General features: G+C 73.6%; 19 protein-coding genes and 1 pseudogene. 9 read left to right on the top strand and 11 right to left on the bottom strand.

The window, feature by feature from the left end; all coding sequences use genetic code 11:
- Window positions 1–43 precede the first annotated feature (43 nt).
- The gene (gene lanKC, locus E6W39_RS05460; RefSeq protein WP_141632527.1) at window positions 44–2,785 is read left to right on the top strand and encodes a class III lanthionine synthetase LanKC; all 2,742 of its coding nucleotides are present in this window, start codon (window positions 44–46) and stop codon (window positions 2,783–2,785) included.
- Window positions 2,782–4,071 carry an MFS transporter gene (locus tag E6W39_RS05455; protein ID WP_141632526.1) on the top strand — a complete coding sequence of 430 codons (1,290 nt, stop codon included), beginning with the start codon at window positions 2,782–2,784 and terminating at the stop codon, window positions 4,069–4,071. Before lanKC ends, E6W39_RS05455 begins: the two co-directional genes overlap by 4 nt.
- Here the strand turns inward: E6W39_RS05455 and E6W39_RS05450 are convergent.
- The 3 genes and pseudogenes from E6W39_RS05450 to E6W39_RS41045 all read right to left on the bottom strand — a co-directional run bounded on the left by E6W39_RS05450 (window position 4,025) and on the right by E6W39_RS41045 (window position 4,830).
- Entirely contained in the window at window positions 4,025–4,543 is a 519-nt protein-coding gene (locus E6W39_RS05450; protein WP_267286671.1) for an AfsR/SARP family transcriptional regulator, read from the bottom strand. The two genes, E6W39_RS05455 and E6W39_RS05450, sit on opposite strands and share 47 nt — an antisense overlap.
- A 27-nt stretch (window positions 4,544–4,570) precedes the next feature.
- A pseudogene (locus E6W39_RS43975) lies at window positions 4,571–4,636 on the bottom strand (hypothetical protein); the annotation flags it as partial.
- 23 nt (window positions 4,637–4,659) lie between these two features.
- On the bottom strand, window positions 4,660–4,830 hold the full coding sequence (locus tag E6W39_RS41045; protein ID WP_228718788.1) for a hypothetical protein: 171 nt from the start codon (window positions 4,828–4,830) through the stop codon (window positions 4,660–4,662).
- A gap of 149 nt (window positions 4,831–4,979) precedes the next feature.
- Between E6W39_RS41045 and E6W39_RS05445 the strand changes: the two genes are divergently transcribed.
- The 4 genes from E6W39_RS05445 to E6W39_RS05430 all read left to right on the top strand — a co-directional run bounded on the left by E6W39_RS05445 (window position 4,980) and on the right by E6W39_RS05430 (window position 12,387).
- Window positions 4,980–8,081 (top strand): type 2 lanthipeptide synthetase LanM family protein, encoded by a 3,102-nt coding sequence (locus E6W39_RS05445; RefSeq protein WP_141632524.1) that lies wholly within the window; start codon window positions 4,980–4,982, stop codon window positions 8,079–8,081.
- A gap of 30 nt (window positions 8,082–8,111) precedes the next feature.
- Window positions 8,112–8,321: a hypothetical protein gene (locus tag E6W39_RS05440; protein WP_141632523.1), complete on the top strand. Its 210-nt coding sequence runs from the start codon at window positions 8,112–8,114 to the stop codon at window positions 8,319–8,321.
- Window positions 8,322–8,440: 119 nt separating this feature from the next.
- Window positions 8,441–11,437 (top strand): ATP-binding protein, encoded by a 2,997-nt coding sequence (locus tag E6W39_RS05435; RefSeq protein WP_141632522.1) that lies wholly within the window; start codon window positions 8,441–8,443, stop codon window positions 11,435–11,437.
- 95 nt (window positions 11,438–11,532) lie between these two features.
- A complete protein-coding gene (locus tag E6W39_RS05430; RefSeq protein WP_141632521.1) occupies window positions 11,533–12,387 on the top strand; it encodes an alpha/beta fold hydrolase in 855 nt (284 codons plus the stop codon).
- Window positions 12,388–12,403: 16 nt separating this feature from the next.
- On the opposite strand, the gene E6W39_RS05425 is transcribed toward E6W39_RS05430, so the two are convergent.
- From E6W39_RS05425 to E6W39_RS05400, 6 genes are all read right to left on the bottom strand, one after another.
- Entirely contained in the window at window positions 12,404–13,294 is an 891-nt protein-coding gene (locus E6W39_RS05425; protein WP_141632520.1) for an oxidoreductase, read from the bottom strand.
- Window positions 13,295–13,630: 336 nt separating this feature from the next.
- Window positions 13,631–14,362, bottom strand: a complete 732-nt coding sequence (locus E6W39_RS05420; protein ID WP_141632519.1) for a class I SAM-dependent methyltransferase — start codon at window positions 14,360–14,362, stop codon at window positions 13,631–13,633.
- Between the two features lie 100 nt (window positions 14,363–14,462).
- On the bottom strand, window positions 14,463–15,761 hold the full coding sequence (locus E6W39_RS05415) for a YhgE/Pip domain-containing protein (protein WP_141632518.1): 1,299 nt from the start codon (window positions 15,759–15,761) through the stop codon (window positions 14,463–14,465).
- A 92-nt stretch (window positions 15,762–15,853) separates the two neighbouring features.
- Complete coding sequence (locus E6W39_RS05410; RefSeq protein ID WP_141632517.1) at window positions 15,854–16,792, bottom strand: AraC family transcriptional regulator; 939 nt, start codon at window positions 16,790–16,792, stop codon at window positions 15,854–15,856.
- Window positions 16,793–16,836: 44 nt separating this feature from the next.
- A complete protein-coding gene (locus tag E6W39_RS05405; RefSeq protein WP_141632516.1) occupies window positions 16,837–17,760 on the bottom strand; it encodes an NADP-dependent oxidoreductase in 924 nt (307 codons plus the stop codon).
- A gap of 194 nt (window positions 17,761–17,954) precedes the next feature.
- On the bottom strand, window positions 17,955–19,214 hold the full coding sequence (locus E6W39_RS05400; protein WP_141632515.1) for an MFS transporter: 1,260 nt from the start codon (window positions 19,212–19,214) through the stop codon (window positions 17,955–17,957).
- Window positions 19,215–19,384: 170 nt separating this feature from the next.
- Here E6W39_RS05400 and E6W39_RS05395 point away from each other — a divergent pair, with 170 nt between their 5' ends.
- A complete protein-coding gene (locus tag E6W39_RS05395; RefSeq protein WP_141632514.1) occupies window positions 19,385–19,753 on the top strand; it encodes an ArsR/SmtB family transcription factor in 369 nt (122 codons plus the stop codon).
- A 182-nt stretch (window positions 19,754–19,935) separates the two neighbouring features.
- Window positions 19,936–20,358 carry an SsgA family sporulation/cell division regulator gene (locus E6W39_RS05390; protein WP_141632513.1) on the top strand — a complete coding sequence of 141 codons (423 nt, stop codon included), beginning with the start codon at window positions 19,936–19,938 and terminating at the stop codon, window positions 20,356–20,358.
- Window positions 20,359–20,365: 7 nt separating this feature from the next.
- Here E6W39_RS05390 and E6W39_RS05385 read toward each other — a convergent pair whose 3' ends face one another.
- Window positions 20,366–20,857 carry a nucleotide triphosphate diphosphatase NUDT15 gene (locus E6W39_RS05385; RefSeq protein ID WP_141632512.1) on the bottom strand — a complete coding sequence of 164 codons (492 nt, stop codon included), beginning with the start codon at window positions 20,855–20,857 and terminating at the stop codon, window positions 20,366–20,368.
- A gap of 24 nt (window positions 20,858–20,881) precedes the next feature.
- Entirely contained in the window at window positions 20,882–22,366 is a 1,485-nt protein-coding gene (locus tag E6W39_RS05380; protein WP_141632511.1) for an SDR family NAD(P)-dependent oxidoreductase, read from the bottom strand.
- Window positions 22,367–22,645: 279 nt separating this feature from the next.
- Here E6W39_RS05380 and E6W39_RS05375 point away from each other — a divergent pair, with 279 nt between their 5' ends.
- Window positions 22,646–23,569, top strand: a complete 924-nt coding sequence (locus E6W39_RS05375; RefSeq protein ID WP_228717980.1) for a 2-hydroxyacid dehydrogenase — start codon at window positions 22,646–22,648, stop codon at window positions 23,567–23,569.
- Window positions 23,570–23,572: the final 3 nt, after the last annotated feature.

Here is a 23,572-nt window from a genome sequence, read left to right as displayed (position 1 = left end):
GGCCCACCCTCCTCCGCCCCCTGCGCCCGAACGGAGCCACGCCATGCTTGGCTGGGAATCCCTTCTCCACTACGCCCAGGCCGATCCCCGCTGGTACGAGACCTCCAGCCGCGTTCCCTTCGGCGACACCCACCTCGCCCTCTTCCGGGCTGCCGCAGGTGACGGATGGCGTACCTTCCGCCGCGGGCCCTGGTTCATCGCCGACCCGCCGGGTGCCGCCCTGGTCGCCCAGGGCTGGAAGCTCCACGTCACGGCGGAGTTCGGCGAGAGCGCCACCATCCTGGGCAAGGCCCTGCCCGTGCTCTGCGAGGCACGGGTGCCGTTCAAGTTCCTGATCGACGAGTGGTCCGCCAACCAGGCCTGCGGGAAGGTGTTCTCCCGCAGCGCCAGTGGCAAGTTCATCACGGTCTACCCGGCGGACGACGAACAGTTCCACGCCGTCGGCACCTCGCTGGCGAAGGAGCTGGAGGGGCACGGCGGGCCGTACATCCTCACCGACCGCCGCTGGCCGGGCTCCACCGCCGTCTACTACCGCTACGGCGGTTTCGCCGCTCAGCGGCAGTTGCGACCTGACGGGGCGTCCGATCTGATGATCACCGCACCGGACGGCACTCTGGTGCTGGATGCCCGGCGGCCCTGGTTCGAGGTACCCGAGTGGGCCACCGACCCGTTCCCGCCGGAGCCGGACGAGCCGGACGGCCTGCTCGGCGGCCGCTACCAGCCGCTGCGGGCGCTCTCCTTCGGCAACCGCGGCGGGGTGTACCTCGCGACCGACACGGAGACCGGCCAGGAGGTCGTGCTCAAGGAGGCCCGGCACGGAGTGACCGTCGGCGACGGCGTGCCGGCGACCGAGGTGCTGGAGAAGGAGTACCAGCTGTTGCGCGTGCTGTCCGACACCGGGCTGTTCGTGAAGCCGCTCGGCTTCTTCCGGGAGTGGGAGCACGCCTTCCTGGTCGAGGAGAAGGTCGAGGGCCAGCGCTTCAGCCGGCACGGCAACAGCACCAATCCGGTCATCACGGGTGAGCTCGCCCCGGAGTCGATCCGCTCCTACTACCGGAACCTGCGGGGCCTGTGGCGGCAGATCGCCGAAGCGATCGATGCCGCCCACCAGCGCGGCATCCTGCTGGGCGACCTGTCCTACACCAATGTCTTCGTCGACCCGGACGGCCGGTCGATCACGATCATCGACCTGGAGGCCGCGGTCCGCGAGAACGTCGACCAGCACCTGGGCGTGCTCACCCTGGGCTCGGCCAGCCCCCGGTTGCTGGCAACCCGGCGCTATGACCGCGCCGCCGACTGGCACGCGCTCGGCGCACTGATCTTCAGCTCGCTGATGGTGGTCAACAGCACCGTGGGCTTCCACCGCCCGGTCCTGCCGCGCTTCCTGGCCGAGCTCGCGGAGGACCTGGCACTTCCCAGTGAACTGATCACCCTGGTAAGGGATCTGATGAGCGAAGACCTCACCGACGACACGCTGACCGGCGCCGAGGTGCTCAAGCGGATCGACGCACTGCCCTTCGACGACCCCGCGCTGTGGGCCGCCCCCGTACCGCTGGCACTGCCCGCCACCGAGCGCTACGGCGATCCGGAGCAGGTGCCGGGACTGGGCGACGCCGACCTCGCCGCGGTGGTCGAGGGCGCCGCGCGCTACGCGGAGGCGGTGGCCGACCCGCAGCGTGGCGACCGGCTGTTCCCCGCCGATCCGCTGCTCTTCGAGACCAACCCGCTCTCGCTGGCCTTCGGCGCGGCAGGCGTGCTGCACGGCCTGCGGCAACTGCGGGGCACGGTGCCGTCCCGGCTGCGCTCCTGGGTGCTCGCCCAGGACGTCAACTCCTCCCACTACCCGCCGGGCCTCTTCCTCGGCCAGGCCGGCATCGCCTGGGTGCTGGACGAACTCGGTCACTCCCCAGCCGCGTTGGCGCTGATGGACCGGGCCCGCGCCCACCCGCTCCGGTTCGCCGCGCACAACGTGCTGCACGGCTCGGCCGGTTACGGCCTGGCCTGCCTGCAGCTGTGGCAACGGACCGGCGAGCAGCGGCTGCTGGACGACGCCCGGGCCGCCGGTGAGGCGCTCGCCGCCGCCTGCGTGCGCGACGCGGCCGGCGTCCACTGGCCCGAACCCGAGCGGCACGGCCAGTCGTCCCCCGCCAGGCTGGGCTACGCCTACGGCGCGTCCGGCATCTCGCTCTTCCTGCTCTACCTGCACCTGGCCACCGGCGAGCAGCGGTGGTGTGAACTCGGCCGTGCGGCCCTCGGGTTCGAGCTGGACCAGGCGGTCGTGACCGCCGACGACCGGTGGTTCTTCCGCCGCTACGCCCGCTCCGCGGATGCCGACGAGCCGCCGGCCGACCCGGTGCTGCGCTGCTACTGGGACGAGGGCACGGCGGGTGTGGCGACCGCCGCGCTGCGCTGGCTGGTGGCCCGGCCCGACCGTGAACTGGAGGCGGCCGTCCCGCGTCTGGTGGCCGGCTCGGTCGCCAAGTACACCGTCATGCCGCAGCTCTTCCACGGCCTGGCCGGGCAGGGCAACCTGCTGCTGGACGCCGGCGAACTACTCGGCGAACAGCGCTGGTTCGCCGAGGCGCGGCGGGTGGCGAAGGGCGTGCTGCTGAGCCGGATCGAGCGGCCGGAGGGCATCGCCTTCCCCGGCGAGCAGGCCATCCGCGAGTCCGTGGACCTGGCCACCGGTTCGATCGGGGTGGCGCTCTTCCTCGACCGGCTGCGCAAGGCCCGGCCGGGCGGGCGGACCAACGCCCTCTTCACGGTGGACGGACTGCTGCCATGAGGCTGCCGGGGCGGCGGTTCGCCGCGATCAGCGGCAACCCCGCCTTCCGGCGGATGTGGATCGGCCAGTTCACCTCCGACCTGGGCAGCTCGGTCACCGTCCTGGCGCTGCCCATGCTGGCGGTGGCCGCCAGCGGCTCGGCCGCCGAGGCCGGTGTGCTCGGCACGCTCACCTTCCTGACCACCTGGTTGACGTCCATGCCCGCGGGGCAGCTGGCCGACCGGTACCCGCCGCGGCGGGTCCTGCTCGCCTGCGACACGGTCCGGCTGGTCGCGGTCGGCACGATCGCGGCGGGCGCGCTGCTCCACCGCACGCCGTTCTGGCTGCTGGCCCTGGCCGTGGTGGTCGCCAATGCGGCGTCGATGCCCTTCGGACCGGCCGCGGGCAAGATGCTGCGGACCGTCGTACCGGCCGACCAGCTGCCGGAGGCGGTCTCGGTCAACCAGATCCGCGGCTACACGGCGAGCATCGTGGGCCCGGCCGTCGGCGGCGCGCTCTTCGCCGCCGGCCGGGCGGTGCCGTTCCTGACCGACGCCCTGACGTACGCCGCTTCGCTGGTCGCGGTCCGCGGCCTGCCGGCCGGGGCAGCGCCCGCACCGGACGAGCGGACCGGGCGCCCCGAGCGGCCCCGACTGCGGGAAGGCCTGCGGGTGCTGCGCACCACGCCGTTCCTGCGCAGCACCCTGGTGTACTCACAACTCGCGAACCCCGCCGTCTCGATGCTGCTGTTCGTGGTGCTGCTGCGGCCCGGGGCCGGCGGGGGCGGCGTGGGCCTCTCGCTGTCCGCCGCCGCGGCCGCCGGTCTGGCCGGCTCGACGGTGGCCCCCTGGGTCTACCGGCGACTCGGGCTGCGGCGGCTGATGCTGGCCGTCTGCCTGGTGCGGCTGCTGGCGGCCGCGGTCGCGGCGCTGGTCGGCGGACCGGTGGCGCTCGGCGGCGCACTGGCCGCGGTGCTGCTGCTCGGACCGGTGGTGGGTGCGGCGATCGGGGCGACCACGATGCAGCTGGTGGACTACGAGGTGTACGGCCGGGTGACCGGCACCAGCTCGTTCATCGGCAGCGCGCTGCAGCCGCTCGCGCCGCTCGCCGCCGGAGTGCTGGTGCAGACCGGCGGTGCGCGCAGCGCGCTCGGCGTGGTCGCCGGGCTGTTCGCGTGCTGCGCGCTGACCGTCGTGCTGGGCCGGGGGCTGGACGTGGCGGCGCCCCGGGCCGCCGAGCCGAAGGCCGACCGAGTCGGCGTCACTTCTCCAGCAGTACCGGATCATGGGCCAGCACCCGCTGCGTGAGCAGCGTCAACTCCGGGCCGGGGTCGGCCCCGAGTTGCTCGCGCAGCAGCCGACGGGCGGCCCCGAGGGCCTCCAGCGCCTCGGCCTGCCGCCCGGAACGGTACAGCGCCAGCGCCCACAGCGCCCACCCGGACTCGCGCAGCGGGTACTCGGTCGTCAGGGCCCGGCTCTCCAGCAGCGAGAGCCGGTGCTCGCCGAGGGCGAGCCGGGCCGCGACCCGCACCTCGCGGGCGAGCGAGCGCAGCTCCTCCAACCGGCTGATCTCGGCGCACAGGAAGCGGGCGTCCGCCAGGTCCGCGTAGGCCGGGCCGGTCCACAGGCCCAGTGCCTGGTCGGCCCAACTCCTCGCCTCGGCCGGCTGCCCGATGGTGGACGCGCGGTGGGCGGCCAGCACCAGCTCGCCGAACCGGCGCGCGTCCACCGCCCAGGGATCGACCGCGAGCGCATAGCCGGCCGGTCGGCGCCGCAGCACCAACGGCTCCTCCCGGGACCGCCGCCGAGGCTCCAACACCCGCCGCAGGTCGGCGATGTAGGTGTGCAGGGCCTGCCGGGGCTTCTCCGGCAGGCGGTCGTCCCAGACCGCGTCGATCAGCTGCTCCTCCGAGACCAGCGCCCCTCGGCCAGCAGCAGCGCGGCCAGCAGCGCCTTCGGCCGACGCCCGCCGAGGGGGACCCGCACGCCGCCCACCAGGGCGGTGACCGGGCCGAGCACGCTGATCCGTACGTCGTTGATCGGCAGCGCCGAAGTTTTCGGATTCATGGACCGAGCGTGGCCCGCCGGGCACCGGCTTCCCATGGGTAGCGGCCCCCGCATTCCGCGCTCCGGCCCGGCCGCGGTCGCCGTCCACCCCGGAATATGGGGGCCGGCCCCCATACGGCACCCGCCCGCGCGCTGGCATGCTCTCGGGCATGACCGATCCGCAGACCTGGTGGGCGGGCGGCGTGGCGCTGGCCGAGCGGCTGCCGGCACCCCCGCAACCCGCCGCCGACCCGGGTGACTTGACCGGGCTGTGGCGCCGCGACTACCCGTCGGCCGCGCTCTTCAGGGCCCGGCTGGCCGACCTCGGGCTGGACGAGAACGGGCTGTGCGCCCTGCTCGCCGAGGAGCCCGCGGCGCTGGCGGCCCGGATCGGCGAGCCGCCCTGGGTCGGCACGGTCGAGCGGGCGATCGCGGCCGCTCCGCTCGACCCGGCGCTGCCGCCGGGCGACGGCTCCTGGTCGGAAGGCTTCGCGGCGGTGCTCGCGCCGTTCACCGAGACGGCGGCCGAGCGGCTGCTGCGGGCCGCCGAGCAGGCCGGCCTCGGCGCCCTGGCCGATCTGGCGGCCCTGCGCCGCTGCTTCACCGATCAGTTGGGCGCGGCACTGGTCCAACTGGCACGGCGGACCCTGGTGTTGGAGCTCAATGTGCTGCGGGTGGCCGGGCGGCTGCAGGGCGGTACGCCCGAGCGGCGGTTCGCGGACTTCGTCCGGCAGACCTCGGCGCGGCCTAGCCTGCGCGCCCTGCTCACCGAATACCCGGTGCTGGCCCGGCTGTTGGCGCAGTGCTGCGACCAGGCCGTGGCGGCCTGGTCCGAACTGCTGGAGCGCTTGTGCGCCGACCGGACCGCGCTGGTCGGAGCACTCCTCGCGGGCGCCGACCCGGGCCGGCTGGTCGAGGTGACCACCGGGGCCGGCGACCGCCACCGCGGCGGCCGATCGGTCGCCGTCCTGCGCTTCGAGCACGGCGCCAGAGCGGTCCTCAAACCCCGTCCGCTCGCCGTGCACCGCCATTTCAACGACACCGTCCGCTGGCTCAACTCCCGGCTGCCCGGCCTGGACCTGCGGACCCTGGCCGTACTTGAGCGGCCCGGTTACGGCTGGGTGGAGCACGCTGCCGCCGCGCCGTGCACCGACCAGGCGCAGGTCGGCCGGTTCTACCGGCGGCTCGGCACACTGCTGGCCCTGGTCCACGCCCTCGGGGGCACCGACGTCCACTTCGAGAACCTGCTCGCCTGCGCGGACCAGCCGGTCCTGGTGGACCTGGAGACGCTCTTCCACCCCGCCCCGGCTCAGCCGGCGGCGGACGACCCCGCCCTGGCGGCCTTCCAGTCCTCCGTCTACCGGACCGCGCTGCTGCCCTGCCTGGTGGCCGGCGAGCACGGCACCCTCGACCTCTCCGCGCTCGGCGGAGACCGCGACACCCCGCTGCCGAACGACGTCACCGGCTGGGACGCGCCCGCCACCGACGAGATGCGCCTGGTCCGCACCACCGGCGTGTTCCAGGGCGCGGCCAACCGGCCGCGGCTGGCGGGCATCGACGCCGACCCGGGCGGGCACACCGAGGCACTGCTCGACGGCTTCCGCGACGGCTACGACGCCATCCTCGCCCATCGCGACGAACTGACCGGCCCCGACGGCCTGTTGGCCGGCTTCGCGGCCGACGAGACCCGGGCCGTGCTGCGCCCCACCCACTGGTACGCCACCCTGCTCGACGAGTCCACCCACCCCGACGTGCTGCGCGACGCCCTGGAACGCGACCGGCTGCTCGACACCCTGTGGCGGGACCCGTCCGTGGAACCGGCGCCGCACCCGCTGACCGGCGCCGAGTCGGCCGCGCTCTGGGCGGGCGACGTCCCGCTGGTCGGCTGCCGGCCCGGCAGCACCGAACTGACGGCGGGCACCCGCACGGCCACCGGGCTGGTCAAGGAATCCGGTCTGGCCCGCGCCGAGCGCCGGCTCGCCACGATGAACCGAACCGACCGGTCCGACCAGGAATGGGTGATCCGCGCCGCGCTCGCCACCCGCCGCACCGGCCACCACGCCACCGCCGCACCGCCGCCCAGTCCACTGGCCGCGACGGTCCCCGACCCGGAGCGGCTGCTGGCAGCCGCCTGCGGGATCGCCGACCGGATCCTGGCCGACGCGCACGACGACGGCCGCCGGGTGAACTGGCTCGGCCTGGAACCGCTCGACGACCGACTCTGGGCGATCCTGCCGCAGGGCGCCGGCCTGCCCCACGGATACTGCGGCACCGCGCTCTTCCTGGCCCAACTCGCCGCGCTCACCGGCACCGAGCGGTTCACCTCGGCGGCCAGGCGCACGCTGACCCCCGTCCCCAGCCTGCTCACCGCGCTGGCCGACCGGCCGGGCGACCTGACGGCCATCGGCGCCGGCTTCGCCGGCCTCGGCGGGATCGCCTACGCGCTCAGCCGGCTCGCCGCCCTGCTGGACGACGGCGAAATCGCCGCCTGGGCCGACACCGCCGTCGACCTGGCGGCCATGGCGGTCGACCTGACGACCGGACCGGCCGAAGAGGCCGGGCTGACGACCGGACCGGCCGAAGAGGCCGGGCTGCTGGACGGCGACGCCGGATGCCTGGCCGCGATGCTCGCCGTCCAGCGGAGCACCGGCTCCGCGCGCGCCGCCCGGGCCGCCCTCGCCTGCGCCGACCGGCTCGCCGCCCGGGCGCCCGAGGACCTCCCGTCCGGCGGCTTCCGCAGCGGCGCGGCCGGCATCGGCTGGGCGCTGCTGCGGTACGCCGCGGCCGGCGGCACGGCCCGGCACGCCGCGGCGGGCCTGGCAGCGCTGCACACGGCAGCCGACCGGGAGGCCACCGCCGCCGTCGGCACCGGCTGGTGCGACGGACCGTCAGGGACCGCACTGGCCCTGGCCGACAGCGGCACCGCGACCGCCGACCCCGCACTGGCCGCCCTGCTGGACCGCGCCGTCGCAGCCGCCGCCTCGCGCACCGTCGGCGATCACAGCCTCTGCCACGGCGCGACCGGCGCCATCGAGCTGCTGCTCACCGCCGGTGCGGCGGGCCTGGCCGATCCCGGGGCCGTGGTGCCCCGGGCAGGCGCACTGCTGGCCGGACTCGACCGGTTCGGCCCGCGCTGCGGCACGCCCGACGCGGTCAGCAGCCCCGGGCTGCTGGCCGGACTGGCCGGCATCGGGTACGGGCTGCTCAGGCTCGGCTTCGGCAGCCGCGTCCCGTCGGTCCTCCTGCTGCACCCCGCGAACCCGCACAACTGACGACCCACCACCCCACGAAGGAGCAGTCCGATGAGCAATGACACACCGGCCACCGGCTGGCAGAGCCCGGCTACCGCGGCCTGGAGCGGGCCCGCCCACCCGGCCGGCGAGATCCGGCTCGCCACCAGCGCGACGGTCGGCCGCCGGGCCCGGCTGCTCGCCGCCCTGCCCGCTCCCGCCATCGACCCGTACTGCACGCTCACCTCTCCGTTCCCCACCTGCAGCGTCACCGGGCACTGATCCGGTACTGCACGCTCACCTCTCCGTTCCCACCCGCAGCGTCACCGGCCAGTGATCCCGTGCGACCCAGACCTGTCCATGTTCTGGCGGATCGTCAGAACTGGCGATAGCCTCTGCACATGCTCATCACATCACCGGTGGTGGTGGGTCGGGGCGATGAGCTCACGCTTCTGGACGCCTGCCTCGCCGCCGCACGGCAAGGGGAGGGCCGGGCAGTGTTCCTGCTCGGCGAGGCCGGGATCGGCAAGTCGCGGCTGGCCGCCGAGTGCGCGTACCGCGCGTTCTCGAGCGGCCTGGCCGTGTTGCGCGGCCGGGCCGCGACCACCGGGGCGACCATGCCGTTCCGCCCGATCGCCGAGGCCCTGCTCTCCTACTTCCGGCTCGGCGGACCGCCGCAGAGCCCCGAACTGGTGCCGTACCGCTCCGCGTTGGGCAACCTGCTGCCCGAGTGGCGCACCGCTGAACCGGCCGGCGAACCCGCCTCGCTGTTCGAGACCGCCGAGGCGGTGCTGCGCCTGCTGCTCGCGATCGGGCGCGACCTGGGTCAACACCGGCAGCCCGGCTGCCTGTTGGTCATCGAGGACCTGCACGACGCCGAAGCCGAGACCCTGGCCGTCCTGGAGTACCTCTGCGACAACCTCCGCAACCTGCCCGTCTGCCTGGTGGCCACCCTGCGCCCCGACGCGGACCAGGCCGGCGAGTTGGCCCGGACCGCGGCCCTGCGCCGGACCGCCGTACTCACCGAGCTGCGACCGCTGACCGCCGACGAGGTCCGCACCATGGCCGCCGCCGCGCTCGCGATCGGCGACGGACAGCTGCCCGCGGAGGTGGCCGACCGGCTGGTCCGCGATGCCGAGGGCAACCCCTTCGTGGTCGAGGAACTGCTCGGCGGCATGGTCAGCGCGGGCGGGCTGAGCCGTGGGCCGGCCGGCGACTGGCAGATCCGCGGCGACCTGGGCATCGACGTACCGACCACCGTGGTGCACAGCGTGGCCCAGCGCGCCGCCCGCCTCAGCCCGGCCGGGCGGACCATGCTGGAGCGCGCCGCCGTGCTCGGGCGACGCTTTTCGCTCCCCGTGCTCAAGCTGGTCACCGGACTGGACGACCGCGACCTGCTGGTCCACCTGCGGGCCGGCATCGACGCCCAACTGATCTCGCCCAGCGGCCCGGTGGGCGACTGGTACGAGTTCCGGCACGCACTGACCGCCGAGGCACTGCTCGCCCAACTGCTCCCCTCCGAGCGGGCGGCCATCGCCTCCCAGGCCGCCGACGCCGTCGAACGCGCCCACCCGGGCCTGCCCGGCGAGTGGTGCCCGCAGGTCGCGGCACTGCGGTTGACGGCCGGGGACACCCGGGCGGCCGCGCTGCGCTACGCCGAGGCCGCGCGGGCGGCGCGGGCCGGTGGAGCCGTCAACTCCGCCGTCGCGCTGCTGGAGCAGGCCCACGAGCTGCTCGCCGATCCCGCCGCGGCCGCCGACCGGACACCGGTGGCCGAACAGCTGGTCTACACACTGATCGAGACCGGCCAGCTGGACCGCGCGCTCACCCTGGCCGAGGCGCTGCCGGAAGCCGGACCGGGGGCGCTCGACGCCGCCCGCACCGTCGCGCTGCACACCCGGCTCGCCTGGGCCGCCGTCACCGCCTCGCGGTACCAGGACGCCGCCACCCGGGTGCAGCACGTCCGCGGCCTGCTCGGCGGCTTCGACAGCGCCGCCCAGACGCCGGCGGTGGATGTGGTCGAGGCGTACCTGGTGTTCGCCGGCGTGGAACGGACCGGTACCGACCGGGCCGCCGAAGCGGAACGGCTGGCGCGCCGAGCCGCCGCCGGCGCCGAACAGGCCGGGCTCGCCGAAGTCGCCTGCCAGGCCTGGGACCTGCTGGCCCTGTTCGAGCGCCGGCACGGTTTCGACCGGGCCGACGCCTGCCTGGAACGCGGCCTCGCGCTGGCCACCGAACACGGGCTGACCACCTGGCAGGTGACCCTCCTGCTGCGGCTCGGCGCCAACGAGTTCCTGCGCAGCGGCTCCTCCGCCCGGCTGCAGCGCGCCCACCGCGCGGCCCTGCGCCACGGCGCCCTGGTGCTGATGCACACCGCCGAGGCCACCCTGGCCATCCAGGCGGTCCTGCGCGGCGAGTACGCCACCGCCCGCGACCTGACGGACCGCTGCGTCGAGGCCACCGCCAGGCTGCGCAACGCCGACAACCACCAACTCGTGCTGCTCACCCGGGCGGCGCTCGCCGCGCACCGGGGACGGCGGCGCGAGATGGAGCGGGAACTCGCCGAGTTCCGCCGCTGGGACGGCGAGAGGTCGCTGCAACTGCCCCTCGTCTTCGGCAGCCGAGCGGTCTGTGCGCTGCTGGAGGAGGACCGCCGGGAGGCACTGGGCGAACTGGACCGCGCGCTGGCCTGGGAGGACCAGAACCCCTCGGTCTTCTACCTCAGCGGCCGCTACGGCCTGCGGCCGCTGCTGCGGGCCCTGTCCGGGCAGGCCGATCCGGCGGAGCACGCCGCCGCGGCCGCCCATCCGGCCGCCGCGCTGCCCTGGAACCGCCAGTTCGAGCGGCTGGCGCACGCGGTGCACGAGGGGCGGGCCGGGCGAACCGCCGCCGCGCTGGAGGCCGTTGCCGAGGCGGGCCGAGCCGGCGCGCCGTTCCTGATGGCCCACCGGCTCGGGCTGCGGCTGGTCGCGGAGGCCGCCCTGGCGGACGGCTGGGGCGATCCGGTGGAGTGGCTGCGCGGCGCCGAGGAGTACTTCCACACCGCCGCCGTCCCCTCGGTCGCCGGCGCCTGCCGCGAGCTGCTGCGGCGGGCGGGCGCGGCCGTTCCGCAGCGCCGCACCGGCACCGCGGCGGTGCCGGCCGAGCTGCGGCGCCAGGGCCTGACGGTTCGCGAGTACGAGGTGTTCCTCCTGCTGCTCCATCGGCTGGGCAACCAGGAGATCGCGCAGCGGCTGTTCATCTCGCCCCGCACGGTCGAGAAGCACGTGGCCAGCCTGCTGGCCAAGACCGGCCGACCGCACCGGGCCGCGCTGTGCGACCACGCGGCGGAAGTGCTCAGGCTGCTGGAGCCCGTTCCGGGACCGAACCACCCCACCGGCCTCTCGACCACGAGCTGAGCCCGGCTCGTGCCAATGGAGTTCGCTCACCATTGATTGGACCTGACTCCGGCCTGACGACCCGTCAACCTCAAGAAGTGGGTATGGTCCGCCACATGACGACCGAGTTCGACATCCGGCTGACCGACGGCCGCACCCTGCACGTGTACGACCACTCCCCGGCGGGCGACACCGAGCGCGGTGCCGAGCCGCTGCCCGTGCTGTGGCACCACGGCACCCCCAGCATCGGCCTGCCACCGCAGCCGCTGTTCGCGGCCGCACGACGGCACGGCATCCGCTGGATCTCCTACGACCGCCCCGGATACGGCGGTTCGACGCCCGCCGCCGGGCGCGACCTGGCCGCCGCTGCCGCCGACACCGCCGCGGTGGCGGACGCGCTGGGGATCACGCGGTTCGGCGTGCTCGGCGCCTCCGGTGGCGCCAACCACGCGCTGGCCTGCGCCGCACTGCTGCCCGACCGGGTGGCCGGCGTGGTCAGCGTGGCCGGTCTGGCCCCGTACGGCGCGCCAGGGTTGGACTGGTTCGCGGGCATGTACCCCGGGGGCAGGGCCGAGCTCCGCGCGGCCGTCGCCGACCGTGCGGAACTCACCGCCGAGCTCGCCCTGGCCGACTTCGATCCCGAGATGTTCACCCCGCAGGACCACGCCGCGCTCCAGGGCGACTGGTCCTGGCTGGGCGACGTCGCCCAGCGCGGCACCGCATCCGGCCTGGACGGCATCCTGGACGACGACCTCGCCTACGTCGCGCCCTGGGGCTTCGACCCCGAGCGGATCACCGTCCCGGTGCTGCTCCTGCACGGCGGCGCCGACCGCGTCGTCCCCGCCAGCCACGGCGAATGGCTCGCCCGCGCCATCCCCGGTGCCGAGCTGCGCCGTTACCCGGCGGACGGCCACCTGTCCATCCTCAACGCCGCGGCCTGCGCGCTGTCCTGGCTCCGCATCCGGGGATAGCGTCCGGCCCGCCCGGTCAGCCGAGCTGCGCGAGCTCCTCGCCCGTCAAGCGGAGTGCGCCGGCCGCGACGTTCTCCTCCAGGTGCGCCGGGTTGCCGGTGCCCGGGATCGCCAGCACATTCGGGCCCTGGTGCAGCGTCCACGCCAGTCGCACCTGGGACGGCGAAACCCCGTGCGCCGCCGCGACCTCGGCGATCCGCTCATCCTCGCCCGTCCTGGCCGCCGCGCCCTGCTCGCGGGTGTCCCCGGCGATCGCGAAGAACGGCACGAAGGCGATGCCCTGCTCCCCGCACCGCGCCAGCACCTCGTCGTGCTCCTGAAGCCCGAGCCCGAACTTGTTCTGCACGCACACCACCGGTGCGATCGCCTGCGCCTCGGCCAGGTGGTCGACCGTCACATTGGACACCCCCAGGTGCCGGATCAGTCCGGCCTCGCGCAACTCGGCCAGCGCCCCGAAGTGTTCGGCGATCGACGACATCGAGGGCATCCGGCGCAGGTTCACCACATCCAGGTGGTCCCGCCCGAGCTGCCGAAGATTCTCCTCCACCTGCCCGCGCAACTGCTCCGGCCGGGCGGTGTCCCACTCCCCGGACGGATCCCGCCCCGGCCCCACCTTGGTGGCGATCACCAACTCGTCGGAGTACGGCGCCAGCGCCGTGTTGATCAGCTCGTTCGCCGACCGCAGCCGGGAGAAGTAGAAGGCCGCGGTGTCAATGTGGTTGACCCCCAACTCCACCGCCCGCCGCAACACCTTGATCGACGTCTCCCGGTCACTCGGCGTCCCGAGATCGAACGCCGCACTCCCGGTCAGCCGCATCGCCCCGAACCCGAGCCGGTTGACGGTCAGATCGCCCAGTCGCCAACTGCCGGCGGCGGACGCGTCGATGGTCGCCTTCGTGCTGCTCATGTCCTGCTCTCCCTGCTCACTCACGGTTCCGCTGCGGAACGCATCATGGGGTCCCGATCACCATGGCGAGAAGGGCTCGCGTGATCGGGAAATGTCACACCTGGAATGGGAACCCGGCACCGGCCGTGGGTCGTTTGGTCTGGTGCAAGGCACTGCGGAAACCAACGCCGCGCGGACGCGCCCGGGGGCGCCGACGAACGTTCAAGAGGAACGTTCAAGTCGCCCCGGTTCTATTTACACCATCGGGCCGACACCAGCCGGGTGGGACGCGGAAGCCGTCGCCTTTCGCGATCGGCTGCGGGGCACTGCCGGCGCCCGCCTGACGCGGTCGGCGGCTTACTGGGCCGGCCGCTGCGCGAGGAAGACGAACTCCTTGCCCGGGCGGTCCGGAGCGTCGCGCACCTCTCGGAGCTGGTAGCCCGCAGTCAGCAAGTCCGCCTCGATCTCCTCGCGTTCGCGGAAGCGCAGGGTGGAGTCGGACGTCAGGGTCTCGCCGTTGGATGCGAAGACGTAGTGCCAGCGGAAGGTGGCCAGCGGGCCGTCGACGTCGATCAGTTCGACCCACGATTCCACCTCGCCGATGCCCAAGACTTCGGTCACCGCATGGGAGTTCGCCCGGGTCCAGGACTCCCAGGCGCGCCTTGCCGGGTTCCGCGTCTCGAAGACCAGGTGGCCGCCTGGTCGCAGTGCGGCTGCCGCGCGGGTCAGCGTGGTGTGCCAGAGACCGGGGTCGACTATTGCCTGAGCGACGTTGGCGGTCATGGTGACCAGGTCAACCTGCAGCGGCGGCAGTGCGGTTGCATCACCGTGCAGCCAACGGATCTGCTCCGCACCCGGTTTGGCGCGCGCCACATCGAGGGAGGCGGCGGCCGGGTCCAGGCCGGTGACCTCGAATCCACGGTCGGCCAGTAGCAGTGCGAACATGCCCGTCCCGCAGCCGATGTCCAGCACCGTACGGGCGTTGAGCTGCTCGGCGATGCGGAGATACGCGTCGAGGTCCGGACGGTCCGCCTCCAGCGGGTCATAGAGTACGGCGAGGCGCGGATCGGTGAAGAGCTCGTCAGCCATGCGGCTGAAGGTAGCGAGCCGGCGAGGGGAGCGCTCAGGGTTTTCGAGGGTGGTCGTGGCCAGGGTGCGTGATCAGGGCTCCAAGCACTGCCGCGTCCCGTCAGACATGGTCCTCGGCCGGTTGCGGGGTCAGCCGGTGCAGGCCCTTGTGGTCGTAGTAGCGGGTCATCAGGAACCCGAAGAGCAGCGCCGCCGCGATCGCGATCGCGATCATCACCCAACCCCGGGTCAGGCCGGCGTCGGCGCGGGCGTCGAAGTAGATGATCGCCCGTACCCCGCCGACCAGTTGGCGCATCGGCTCGAAGTTGCCCAGGAAGCGGTAGAAGCCCGGCGAGGCCTCCAGCGGGACGGTGGCTCCCGAGGAGGGCAGCGCCAGCGCGATGAAGACGAACATCGAGATCAGCTGCCCGATCCCGCCGAACGCCGCGTTGATGGCCTGGACGCCCAGCCCCACCGCCAGTGCGGCGCAGTACGAGAACAGCCAGAGCAGCCCCGCGTGCGGTGCGTCCATCCCCAGGATCGACACGGTGGCCACCATCACCAGCGAGCTGGTCACCAGGGCGATGCCGGCCGTCATCCCCATCTTCAGCAGCAGCGTCTGGGTGCGGCTGATCGGCACGGTGGGACGGCGGGTGTGCAGCGGGCCGATCTCGCTGTCGGCATAGCCGAGCGCCGTGTCGACACCGTTGTGGATGATGTTGCCGCCGATGAAACCGGCCAGCACCAGCAGCAGGGTGTAGTAGAAGGCGGTCAGGCCGAGGCCGCTGTGACTGCTGATCGGATGACCCGGCCTGGTGGTGATGGTGACTGGATCGGCCAGCAGCACGCGGGTGGTGGCGTCGGCCCCCGTGCTGGCGGCGTTGGCCGACAGCTGCTTCCCGATCGCGGCGGCCGACTGCTGGGCCGCGCCCTGGTTGATCTGGCTGGCCAGTGAGGAGGCCAGGCTGCCGGCACTCGGGTTGGTCAGCACCGTCAACGTCGGCCGGCCGGTGGCGTTCGGGGTGGTCAGCGCGGCGATCGAGGCGGTGAAGTCGGCGGGGATGACCAGCGCGCCGTACACCTTGCCCGACGCCAGCTCGTCCTGTGCCCGCGCCAGGCTCTCCTGGTGCCAGGAGACCTGGCCGCTCGGCGTGCCGGCCACGACCGCCGCGGCGACCTGGGTGCCCACGTTCTGCTGCTGGCCGGGCGGCGGCGGGCCGGTGTCGCCGTTCACCAGGGCGATCGGCAGATGGTGCAGGCTGCGGCTCGGGTCGACGATGCCGCCCATGTAGAGCAGCGAGAGGAACATGGCGACCAGCCCGCTCAGGACGGTCGGAAACAGCCACAGCTTCCAGCGGCGCAGCAGCGCGAGGGCGCCGACCTGCCGGGGGCCGGGGCTCGGGGGGATCGCGGACGCCATGGGACTCCACGGATAGTCGGCCGTTGAACAGGCTCGACCCTAGTTCCTGGAGTCTTTGCACACCGTCCGCGACACGGGCGATCAACGGGCCGTCAGGCGGCCCGGTTCTGGCGGCGGTAACTGCCCGGCGCCTGGCCGTACTCCCGCTTGAAGGCCTTGCCGAGGGCGTACTCCGAGCCGTAGCCGGTCCGGTCGGCGACGATGCTCAGCGGGGTGTCGCTCTCCCGGAGCAGCTTGGCGGCCGTGGTCATCCGCCAGCGGGTGAGGTACGCCAGCGGCGGCTCGCCCACCTGCTCGGCGAACCGGCGCGCGAAGCCGGCCCTGGAGAGCCCGGCCCGGTCGGCCAGCGACGCCACCGTCCATGGCGCTGACGGATCGTCATGGATCGCGGACAGCGCGGACGCGACGGCCCGGTCGCGCAGTGCGGCCGCCCAGCCGCAGGCGGTGTCGGCGGGCTGCTCGTCCAGCCAGGCGCGCAGGATGTAGAGCAGGAGCGAGTCGATCAGCAGCGGCACGATGCCGTGCGAACCGATCCGGGGGTTCTCCAGTTCGCGGCCGAGCAGCTGCACGGCGGCGGTCAGTTCGGGGTAGGCGCCCGGCCGGGCCGGCAGGTGGATCAGCGCGGGCAGCTGGCCGAGCAGCGGGTGCGGCCGGCCCTGGTCCAGGTGGTAGGCGCCGCAGAGCAGGCTGGTGCGGGCACCGTCACCGCCGAGCGACAGGGTGCCGATCGGGGCGTCCGGGTGGCAGCTGGTGGTCCCGGACTCGGCGACGGGGGAGGAGGGGTGGTCGGCCAGGATGTGGCCGCGCCCGTCGCGCAGGAAGACCACGTCACCCGGGCCGAGCGCGATCGACTCGGTCGAGCCCGCGCTGCCCTCCCCGGGCAGCAGCCAGCAGGTGCCCTGCAGCACCACATGGAAGCTCGCGCCGGGCACCGGCGCCAGCCGCAGGCCCCAGGGCGCGCGGCCCTCGGTGCGCACCGAGGCCGGCTGGCCGGTGCGCATCGAACTCAGTGCCTCCGTCAGGACGTCCATCCCGTTCCCCTCCATGTGGTGCTGCCAGGACCAGTCGACTGCTGTCAGACCGTCAGGACGATCTTGCCCTGGGTGTGACCGCTCTCGATCAGCGCATGGGCCTTGCCGGCCTCCTCCAGCGGCAGCACCTCGGAGACGTGCGGACGGATCTTCCCCTCCTCCACCAGTGCGGCGATGGCCTCCAGCGCCGCGTAGTCCGGCTCCACCGAGACGCCGACGAACCGTCGGCCGGCGGCGGCGACCTTCTCGGCCAACTCCGGGTTGCCGTGCTCCAGGACGGTGACCAGGGTGCCGCCCGGACGCAGGACCTTCAGCGACTTCTCGCCCTCGGCGTTGGAGTCGAAGACCACATCGACCCCGCTCAGCACCTCGGAGAAGTCGACGGCCCGGGAGTCGATCACCTCGTCCGCGCCCAGGCCGCGCACGAAGTCGTGCCGGGCCGCGCTCGCCAGCGCGATCACGTACGCGCCACGGGCCTTGGCGATCTGCACCGCCAGGTGGCCGACGCCGCCGGCCGCCCGGTGGATCACCACCCGGTCGCGCGGGCCGATCTTCGCCCGGTCCACCAGGCCCTGCCAGGCGGTCAGCGCGGCGAGCGGGAGCGCGGCGGCGTGCACGTGGTCGATGCCGGCGGGCTTGCGGGCCACCTGCCGCGACGGGGTGGCGACGTACTCGGCGTGGCCGCCGGCCTCGCGGGGGAAGAACGGCATCCCGTACACCTCCTCGCCCACCTCGTACCGGGCGCCCGGGCCGGCCTCCTCGACCACACCGGAGATGTCCCACCCGAGGCCGAACACCGGCTCGCCCAGCAGCGGGAAGGCGCCGGAGCGGACGGCCGCGTCCACCGGGTTGATGGCGCTGGCGTGCACCCGGATCAGCACCTCCCCGGAGAGCGGCTTGGGGCGCTCGGTCTCCACGACCTCCAGCACCTCGGGACCGCCGAAGGACTTCTGAACAACAGCACGCATTGGGGGTTCCCTCCCTGATGGCCCGGTAGTTCGCCGGGCTCTCGTTGACGTGATCAACGGTAGGCGGGGCGGGTGAGACGGAAAATGGCCCATGGTCCAGCTTTTGTGTCCCAGCGTCCACGGTGGTGCGGCTCTCGGCCATCCCCGGCTTCCAATCGGGGTTGGCGCTGGGCGGCTGGCCGGCCGGGTCGGCGTCAGCGGGGTTCGACGATCCGTCGGCGGTTGGCCGTCACCAGCACCCCGCCGAGCAGCGCCAGGCCGGCCAGCACGGCGGCGAAGACCGTGGCTCCGGTGGTCAGGCCGATCGCGTCGCTGAGGTAGCCGGCGGCCACCGGCAGCAGCCCGGCCGGCAGGTAACCGCCGACATTCAGCGCCGCGTTGGCCTCCGCCAACCGCTCGGTCGGCACCGCGGCGCTGAGCAGCGACAGACCCGCCAGCTGGCCCAGGCCCTGGCCGGCGCCGGCCAGCACGGCCGCGAGCACCAGCAGCACCACCGAGCCGCTGCGCACCGCGGCGACCAGCACCGCCATGGCGAGCACGGTCGCGGCGCCACTGGCGAGCAGCACCTGGCGCCGCTTGGCGCGCTGGACCGCGAACTGGGCTCCGGTGGCAGCCGTGAACATCACGAACGCCATGGCTCCGGCCAGAATTCGGCTGCTGGAGTGCAGCAGGCCGGCCAGCAGCGAGGGGCCGAGCGAGAGCACGAACGAGGTGGCCGTGATGCCGGGCGCGAAGGCGGCGATGCCGAGCAGCAGTGGCACCCGGCCCTCGGCCGGTACGCCGGGGATCCGCACCCAGCGCCCCTGGCCACGCTCCTGCGGCCGGCGCAGTGGCATCCGCAGCACGGTGACCACGGCGGTCAGCAGCAGGGCGGCCTCCAGGGCGAAGACGGTGACGGTGGGGCCGGGCAGGGTCTGGGCGAGCACGCCGGCCAGCAGCGGGCCGAGTCCGGCGCCGACGACCATGGCGCAGGAGGCGACCAGCGCGGCCAGCGGCCGGCGCGCGGGGCCGGCCACGTCGGTGACCGCGGCCATGCCCGCGCTCACCACCGCGCCGACCGCGATGCCGGTGAGCAGGCGGGCGACGATCAGCGCCGCGACCGACTCCGCGGTGGCGAAGACCGCGCACGCCACCAGGCCCAGTGCGAGCGCGGGCAGCAGCACCACCTTGCGTCCCAGCCGGTCCGAGGCGATACCGCTGACCAGCAGCGACGCCAGCAACCCCGCGATGTAGCAGGCGAAGACGACCGTCAGGGTGCCCTTGGAGAACCCGATGGAGTGCTGCCACAGCACATAGAGCGGGGTCGCGGCGTTGGACAGCATGAAGACCGCGGTCACGGGCCAGGCCGCCGCCCAGATCCACCGGCGCGGGGCGCCGGCGCCGGCGGTGGCCGCGGGGGCGGGGATCGACCGGGTCGGTATCGGTGCGGAAACGCTACTGCGGGCGAAAGCCATGAGAGGTCTCCCGGGAGACGGTAGGGGTGTCCTGACCCTGTCCTGATGAAGCGTCAGGCGGAGCAGAACGAGAGTAGTACGAGATTTCTCGAACTGACCATACAGTACGATTGAAGTCGTACTGCTCGCGACGATTGACGTCGTACTGTTCGTGATCGGGAGGGACCCACGTGACCAGCACCGCGCCGTCACCCTTCAAGGCGCACCCGCCGCGCCCCGACACGCCGGAGCCGCTCGCCGAACCCGCCGTCGAGGAGCTGCGCCTGGAGCACATCCTCGGCGCGCTGGCCGACCCGCTGCGGCTGGCCATCGTGCAGAAACTCCTGCTGGAGGCCGAGGAGTTCGACCACCCGTGCGGCTGGTTCGGCATCGACCGCCCCAAGTCCTCGCTGACGCACCACTTCCGGGTGCTGCGCGAGGCCGGAGTCACCCGCCAGCGCCAGTACGGGCTGGAGCGCCGCAGCCAGGTGCGGGTGGCCGATCTGGAGCAGCGCTTCCCCGGACTGCTCGCCCTGGTCGCCGACTGGGAAGCGCAGTAGCCGACTGATCCGGTATCGGCCAGGTGCGCAGGTCCGCACCGGCCCGGGCGAGTTGGCGCAGGCCCCGGCGGCTTCGCGCCGATCCGGCGGGCGCCGCCGGGTTTGGGCGGCGCGGATCGGGGCAGGAGCGCTCGCACGACAGCGCCCGGGGGAGCGCACCGGCCGGATCGGAGGCGTACGAGATGAGTGTGAACGACTCGACGGTGACGGCCGAGGTGGAGATCGAACTACTGGTCCCCGGCCAGCCGGAACGGATCGCGCTGCGATCTACCTGGGCCTATGACAGCTACGATCCGCTGGCGGTCCGGGTCGACTTCCTGATGCCGCTCGGCGGCCCCGAGCGCTGGACCTTCGCCCGGGAACTGCTCGCCGAGGGCCTGGACGCCCCGGCCGGCGACGGCGACGTGGTGCTGCAACCCGAGGCCGACCTCGACCACGTACGGATGCTGCTGCGCGGCGCCAATGGAGCGGCGGCCGTGCTGTGGGCGGCCGAGAGGGCCCTGCGGGACTTCCTGGACCGCAGCTATGCCCATGTGCCATCGGGGGGCGAGCAGTGCACATCCGCGCTGGACCGCTGGCTCGTCGGCGTGCTGGAGGAGGACTGACGCGCCGTCAGAGGCGGTAGGCGTGCACACCCGGCGGCAGCTCGGCGGCGTTCGGCAGCCACTGCGCCAACACCCAGGCGGACGGCCCGAACATCGGCTCCGGCAGCTCGTCCAGCCCCCGCCGCTCCCAACCCGCGCAGGCGTGCGGCTCGGTGACATACGCCGGATCGTCGGACGGCGGCGCCAGCACCGCCGCCGTCAGCCGCGGCCACCCCGCCAGATGGTCCAGCACCACGCCCAGCACCCGCATCCGCTCGGCGGGCAGCACGATCCCGGTCTCCTCGGCCAGTTCGCGCGCGGCGGTCTGCTCGAAGGACTCGCCGGGCTGGTCCGCCTTGCCACCGGGCAGGCTCCAACTCGGCGACTCCCCGGCCGTGGTGCGGCGACCGATCAGCACACCGCGACCGTCCGTGGTCGGAACGATCACCCCCGCGCCGATCAGGGGTGACTTGATCGGCGGGTTCACCAGGAGGGGGCGCATGGCCGGGGTCGCGGTCATCTGATCAGCTGTTCCTTCCAGTCATCACCAGTTGCTGGGTTCGAAGTCCTTCAGGAAGCAGCCGAACAGGTCCTCGCCGCGCTCACCGCGCACGACCGGGTCGTACACCCGGGCCGCGCCGTCCACCAGGTCGAGCGGGGCGTGGAAGCCCTCTTCCGCCAGCCGCATCTTCTCCGGGTGCGGCCGCTCGTCGGTGATCCAGCCGGTGTCCACGGCCGTCATCAGGATGCCGTCGGTCTCCAGCATCTCCCGGGCACTGGTCCGGGTGAGCATGTTCAGCGCGGCCTTCGCCATGTTGGTGTGCGGGTGGCCGGCGCCCTTGTAGCCGCGGGAGAACTGGCCCTCCATCGCGGAGACGTTCACCACGTACTTGCGGCGGGCCGGCGATGCGGCCAGCGCCGGGCGCAGCCGGCTGACCAGGATGAACGGCGCCGTCGAGTTGCACAGCTGGACCTCCAGCAGCTCGATCGGGTCGACCTCGCTCACCGTCTGCACCCAGCTGTTGGTGTCCACCAGGTCGGGCACCAGGCCGCCCGCGTCGATCGCCGTGCCGGCCTCGATCCGGGCCGGCGAGGCCGAACCGGTGACCAGTGCCAGCTCGGCGACCTGCTGCGCCGACAGCCCGTCGCCGCCCGCCCGCCCGGGCAGTGCCGGACGCTCCACCGAGCCACTGCCGAACGCGCCGATGACCTCGCTGGCCGGCAGCTCACCGGCCGGCAGCGGTGCCGACTCGGCGCTCACCAGCTCCGCGTAGGCGGCCGGGGAGCGGCGCACGGTCTGCGCGGCGTTGTTGATCAGGATGTCCAGCGCGCCGTCCGCGGCCACCGAGTCGGCCAGCGCGACCACCTGGGCGGGGTCGCGCAGATCGATGCCGACGATCTTCAGCCGGTGCAGCCAGTCGGCGCTGTCCGGCATCGCCTTGAACCGGCGGATGGCGTCGTTCGGGAACCGGGTGGTGATCGTGGTGTGCGCGCCGTCCCGCAGCAGCTTCAGCGCGATGTACATCCCGATCTTGGCCCGGCCGCCGGTGAGGAGCGCACGGCGACCCGTCAGGTCGACCTTCTGGTCGCGCTTGATCCGATTGGTGACCGCACACGTCGGGCAGAGCTGGTGGTAGAACGCGTCCACCTCGACATAGCGCTGCTTGCAGACGTAGCAGGAGCGCGGCCGCGTCAGAATGCCGGCGATCTCCTGGCTCGGCGTCGGCGAGGTGAGGCCGAACACACCGGCCGTCTCGTCGTCGATCCGCCCCGGCGCGCCGGTCGCGGTCCGGGAGGTCACCGCACGGTCGTTGGCGGTCTTCGCCGCCCGCGTCTCCTGGCGGCGGCGCTGCTTCACGGTGCGGAAGATGTGCGCGACCGCCCTGCGGACGGCGATCGCGTCCGGGTGGTCGACATCCAGCTCGTCCAGCTCCGCCAGCACGTCCAAGCAGTGCCGCAGCCGCTCGGGGTCGATGCCGGGACCGTACTCGATCTCGCCCGCGACCTGCTGCTCCACTGCCCTCGTCATTCCGCTGCCGCTTCCCTGCTCGTCCTGGTAACCCGTACTGATTACTCGATGAATCGTACGGAGTGCCGGTCGAGCGGCCAAACGACGGCCGCTGGACCGGTAGCGGGCGGGTGCAGCCGGGTCGGTAGATTGCGCAACATGATCCCTGCGCCTGCCACCGCGTCCGCCGCCACCGAGTCCGATGCCAGCGGGTCTGCTGCCGCTGAGCCCGCTGCTACCGCGTCCGTTGCTGTGGATTCGGCTGCCACGGATTCGGCTGCCACCGGGTCCGCGCCCGTCGTGCTGCTGCCGTACCCCGCCGAGCAGGTCCCCGGCCTGCCCGACGGCCTCGAACTGCACACCTTCGACGGCGACGCCTGTGACGGCCGCCCCGGGCCGCCGCCCGCCGAGCTGCTCGCCCGCGTCGAGATGCTGGTCACCCCCTATCTGCGGACCGGCACCGTGCTGCCGTTCCTCGGCTCGATGCCGCGCCTGCGGGTGGTCCAGACGCAGACCGCCGGGGTCGACGACATCGCCCCGCACCTGCCCGCCGGGGTCACCCTCTGCAACGCGCGCGGGGTCCACGACGCCAGCACCGCCGAGCTCGCCGTGGCGCTCGCTCTGGCCTCGCTGCGCGACCTGCCCGGCTTCGTACGCGGCCAGGACGCCGAGCAGTGGCGGTCCGGCTTCTACCCCGCGCTGGCCGACAAGCGGGTGCTGATCGTCGGCTACGGCTCGGTGGGTGCAGCGATCGAGGCCCGGCTGCTCCCCTTCGAGGTCGAGGTGACGCGGGTGGCCCGCACCGCCAGGACCGCGCCGCAGGGCCCGGTGCACTCGCTCGCCGAGCTGCCCGAGCTGCTGCCGCACGCCGATGTGGTGATCCTCGCCGTGCCGCTCACCGACCAGACCCGGCACCTGGTGGACGCCCGGTTCCTGGCCGCCATGCGGGACGGCGCGCTGCTGGTCAACGTGGCCCGCGGCGCCGTGGTGCGCACCGACGACCTGCTCGCGGAGCTGACGGTCGGGCGGCTGCGGGCCGCGCTGGACGTCACCGACCCGGAGCCGCTGCCCGCCGGCCACCCGCTCTGGCACGCGCCCGGCGTGCTGATCTCGCCGCACGTCGGGGGCAGCTCTTCGGCGTTCCTGCCGCGCGCCCAGCGGCTGATCGGCGCACAGCTCACCCGGTTCGCCAACGGGGAGCCGCTGGAGAACGTGATGAACTGATCC

It is taken from the genome of Kitasatospora acidiphila, from assembly GCF_006636205.1.
GTDB classification, from domain to species: domain Bacteria; phylum Actinomycetota; class Actinomycetes; order Streptomycetales; family Streptomycetaceae; genus Kitasatospora; species Kitasatospora acidiphila.
This window is presented reverse-complemented; position numbering and strand designations above follow the sequence as displayed.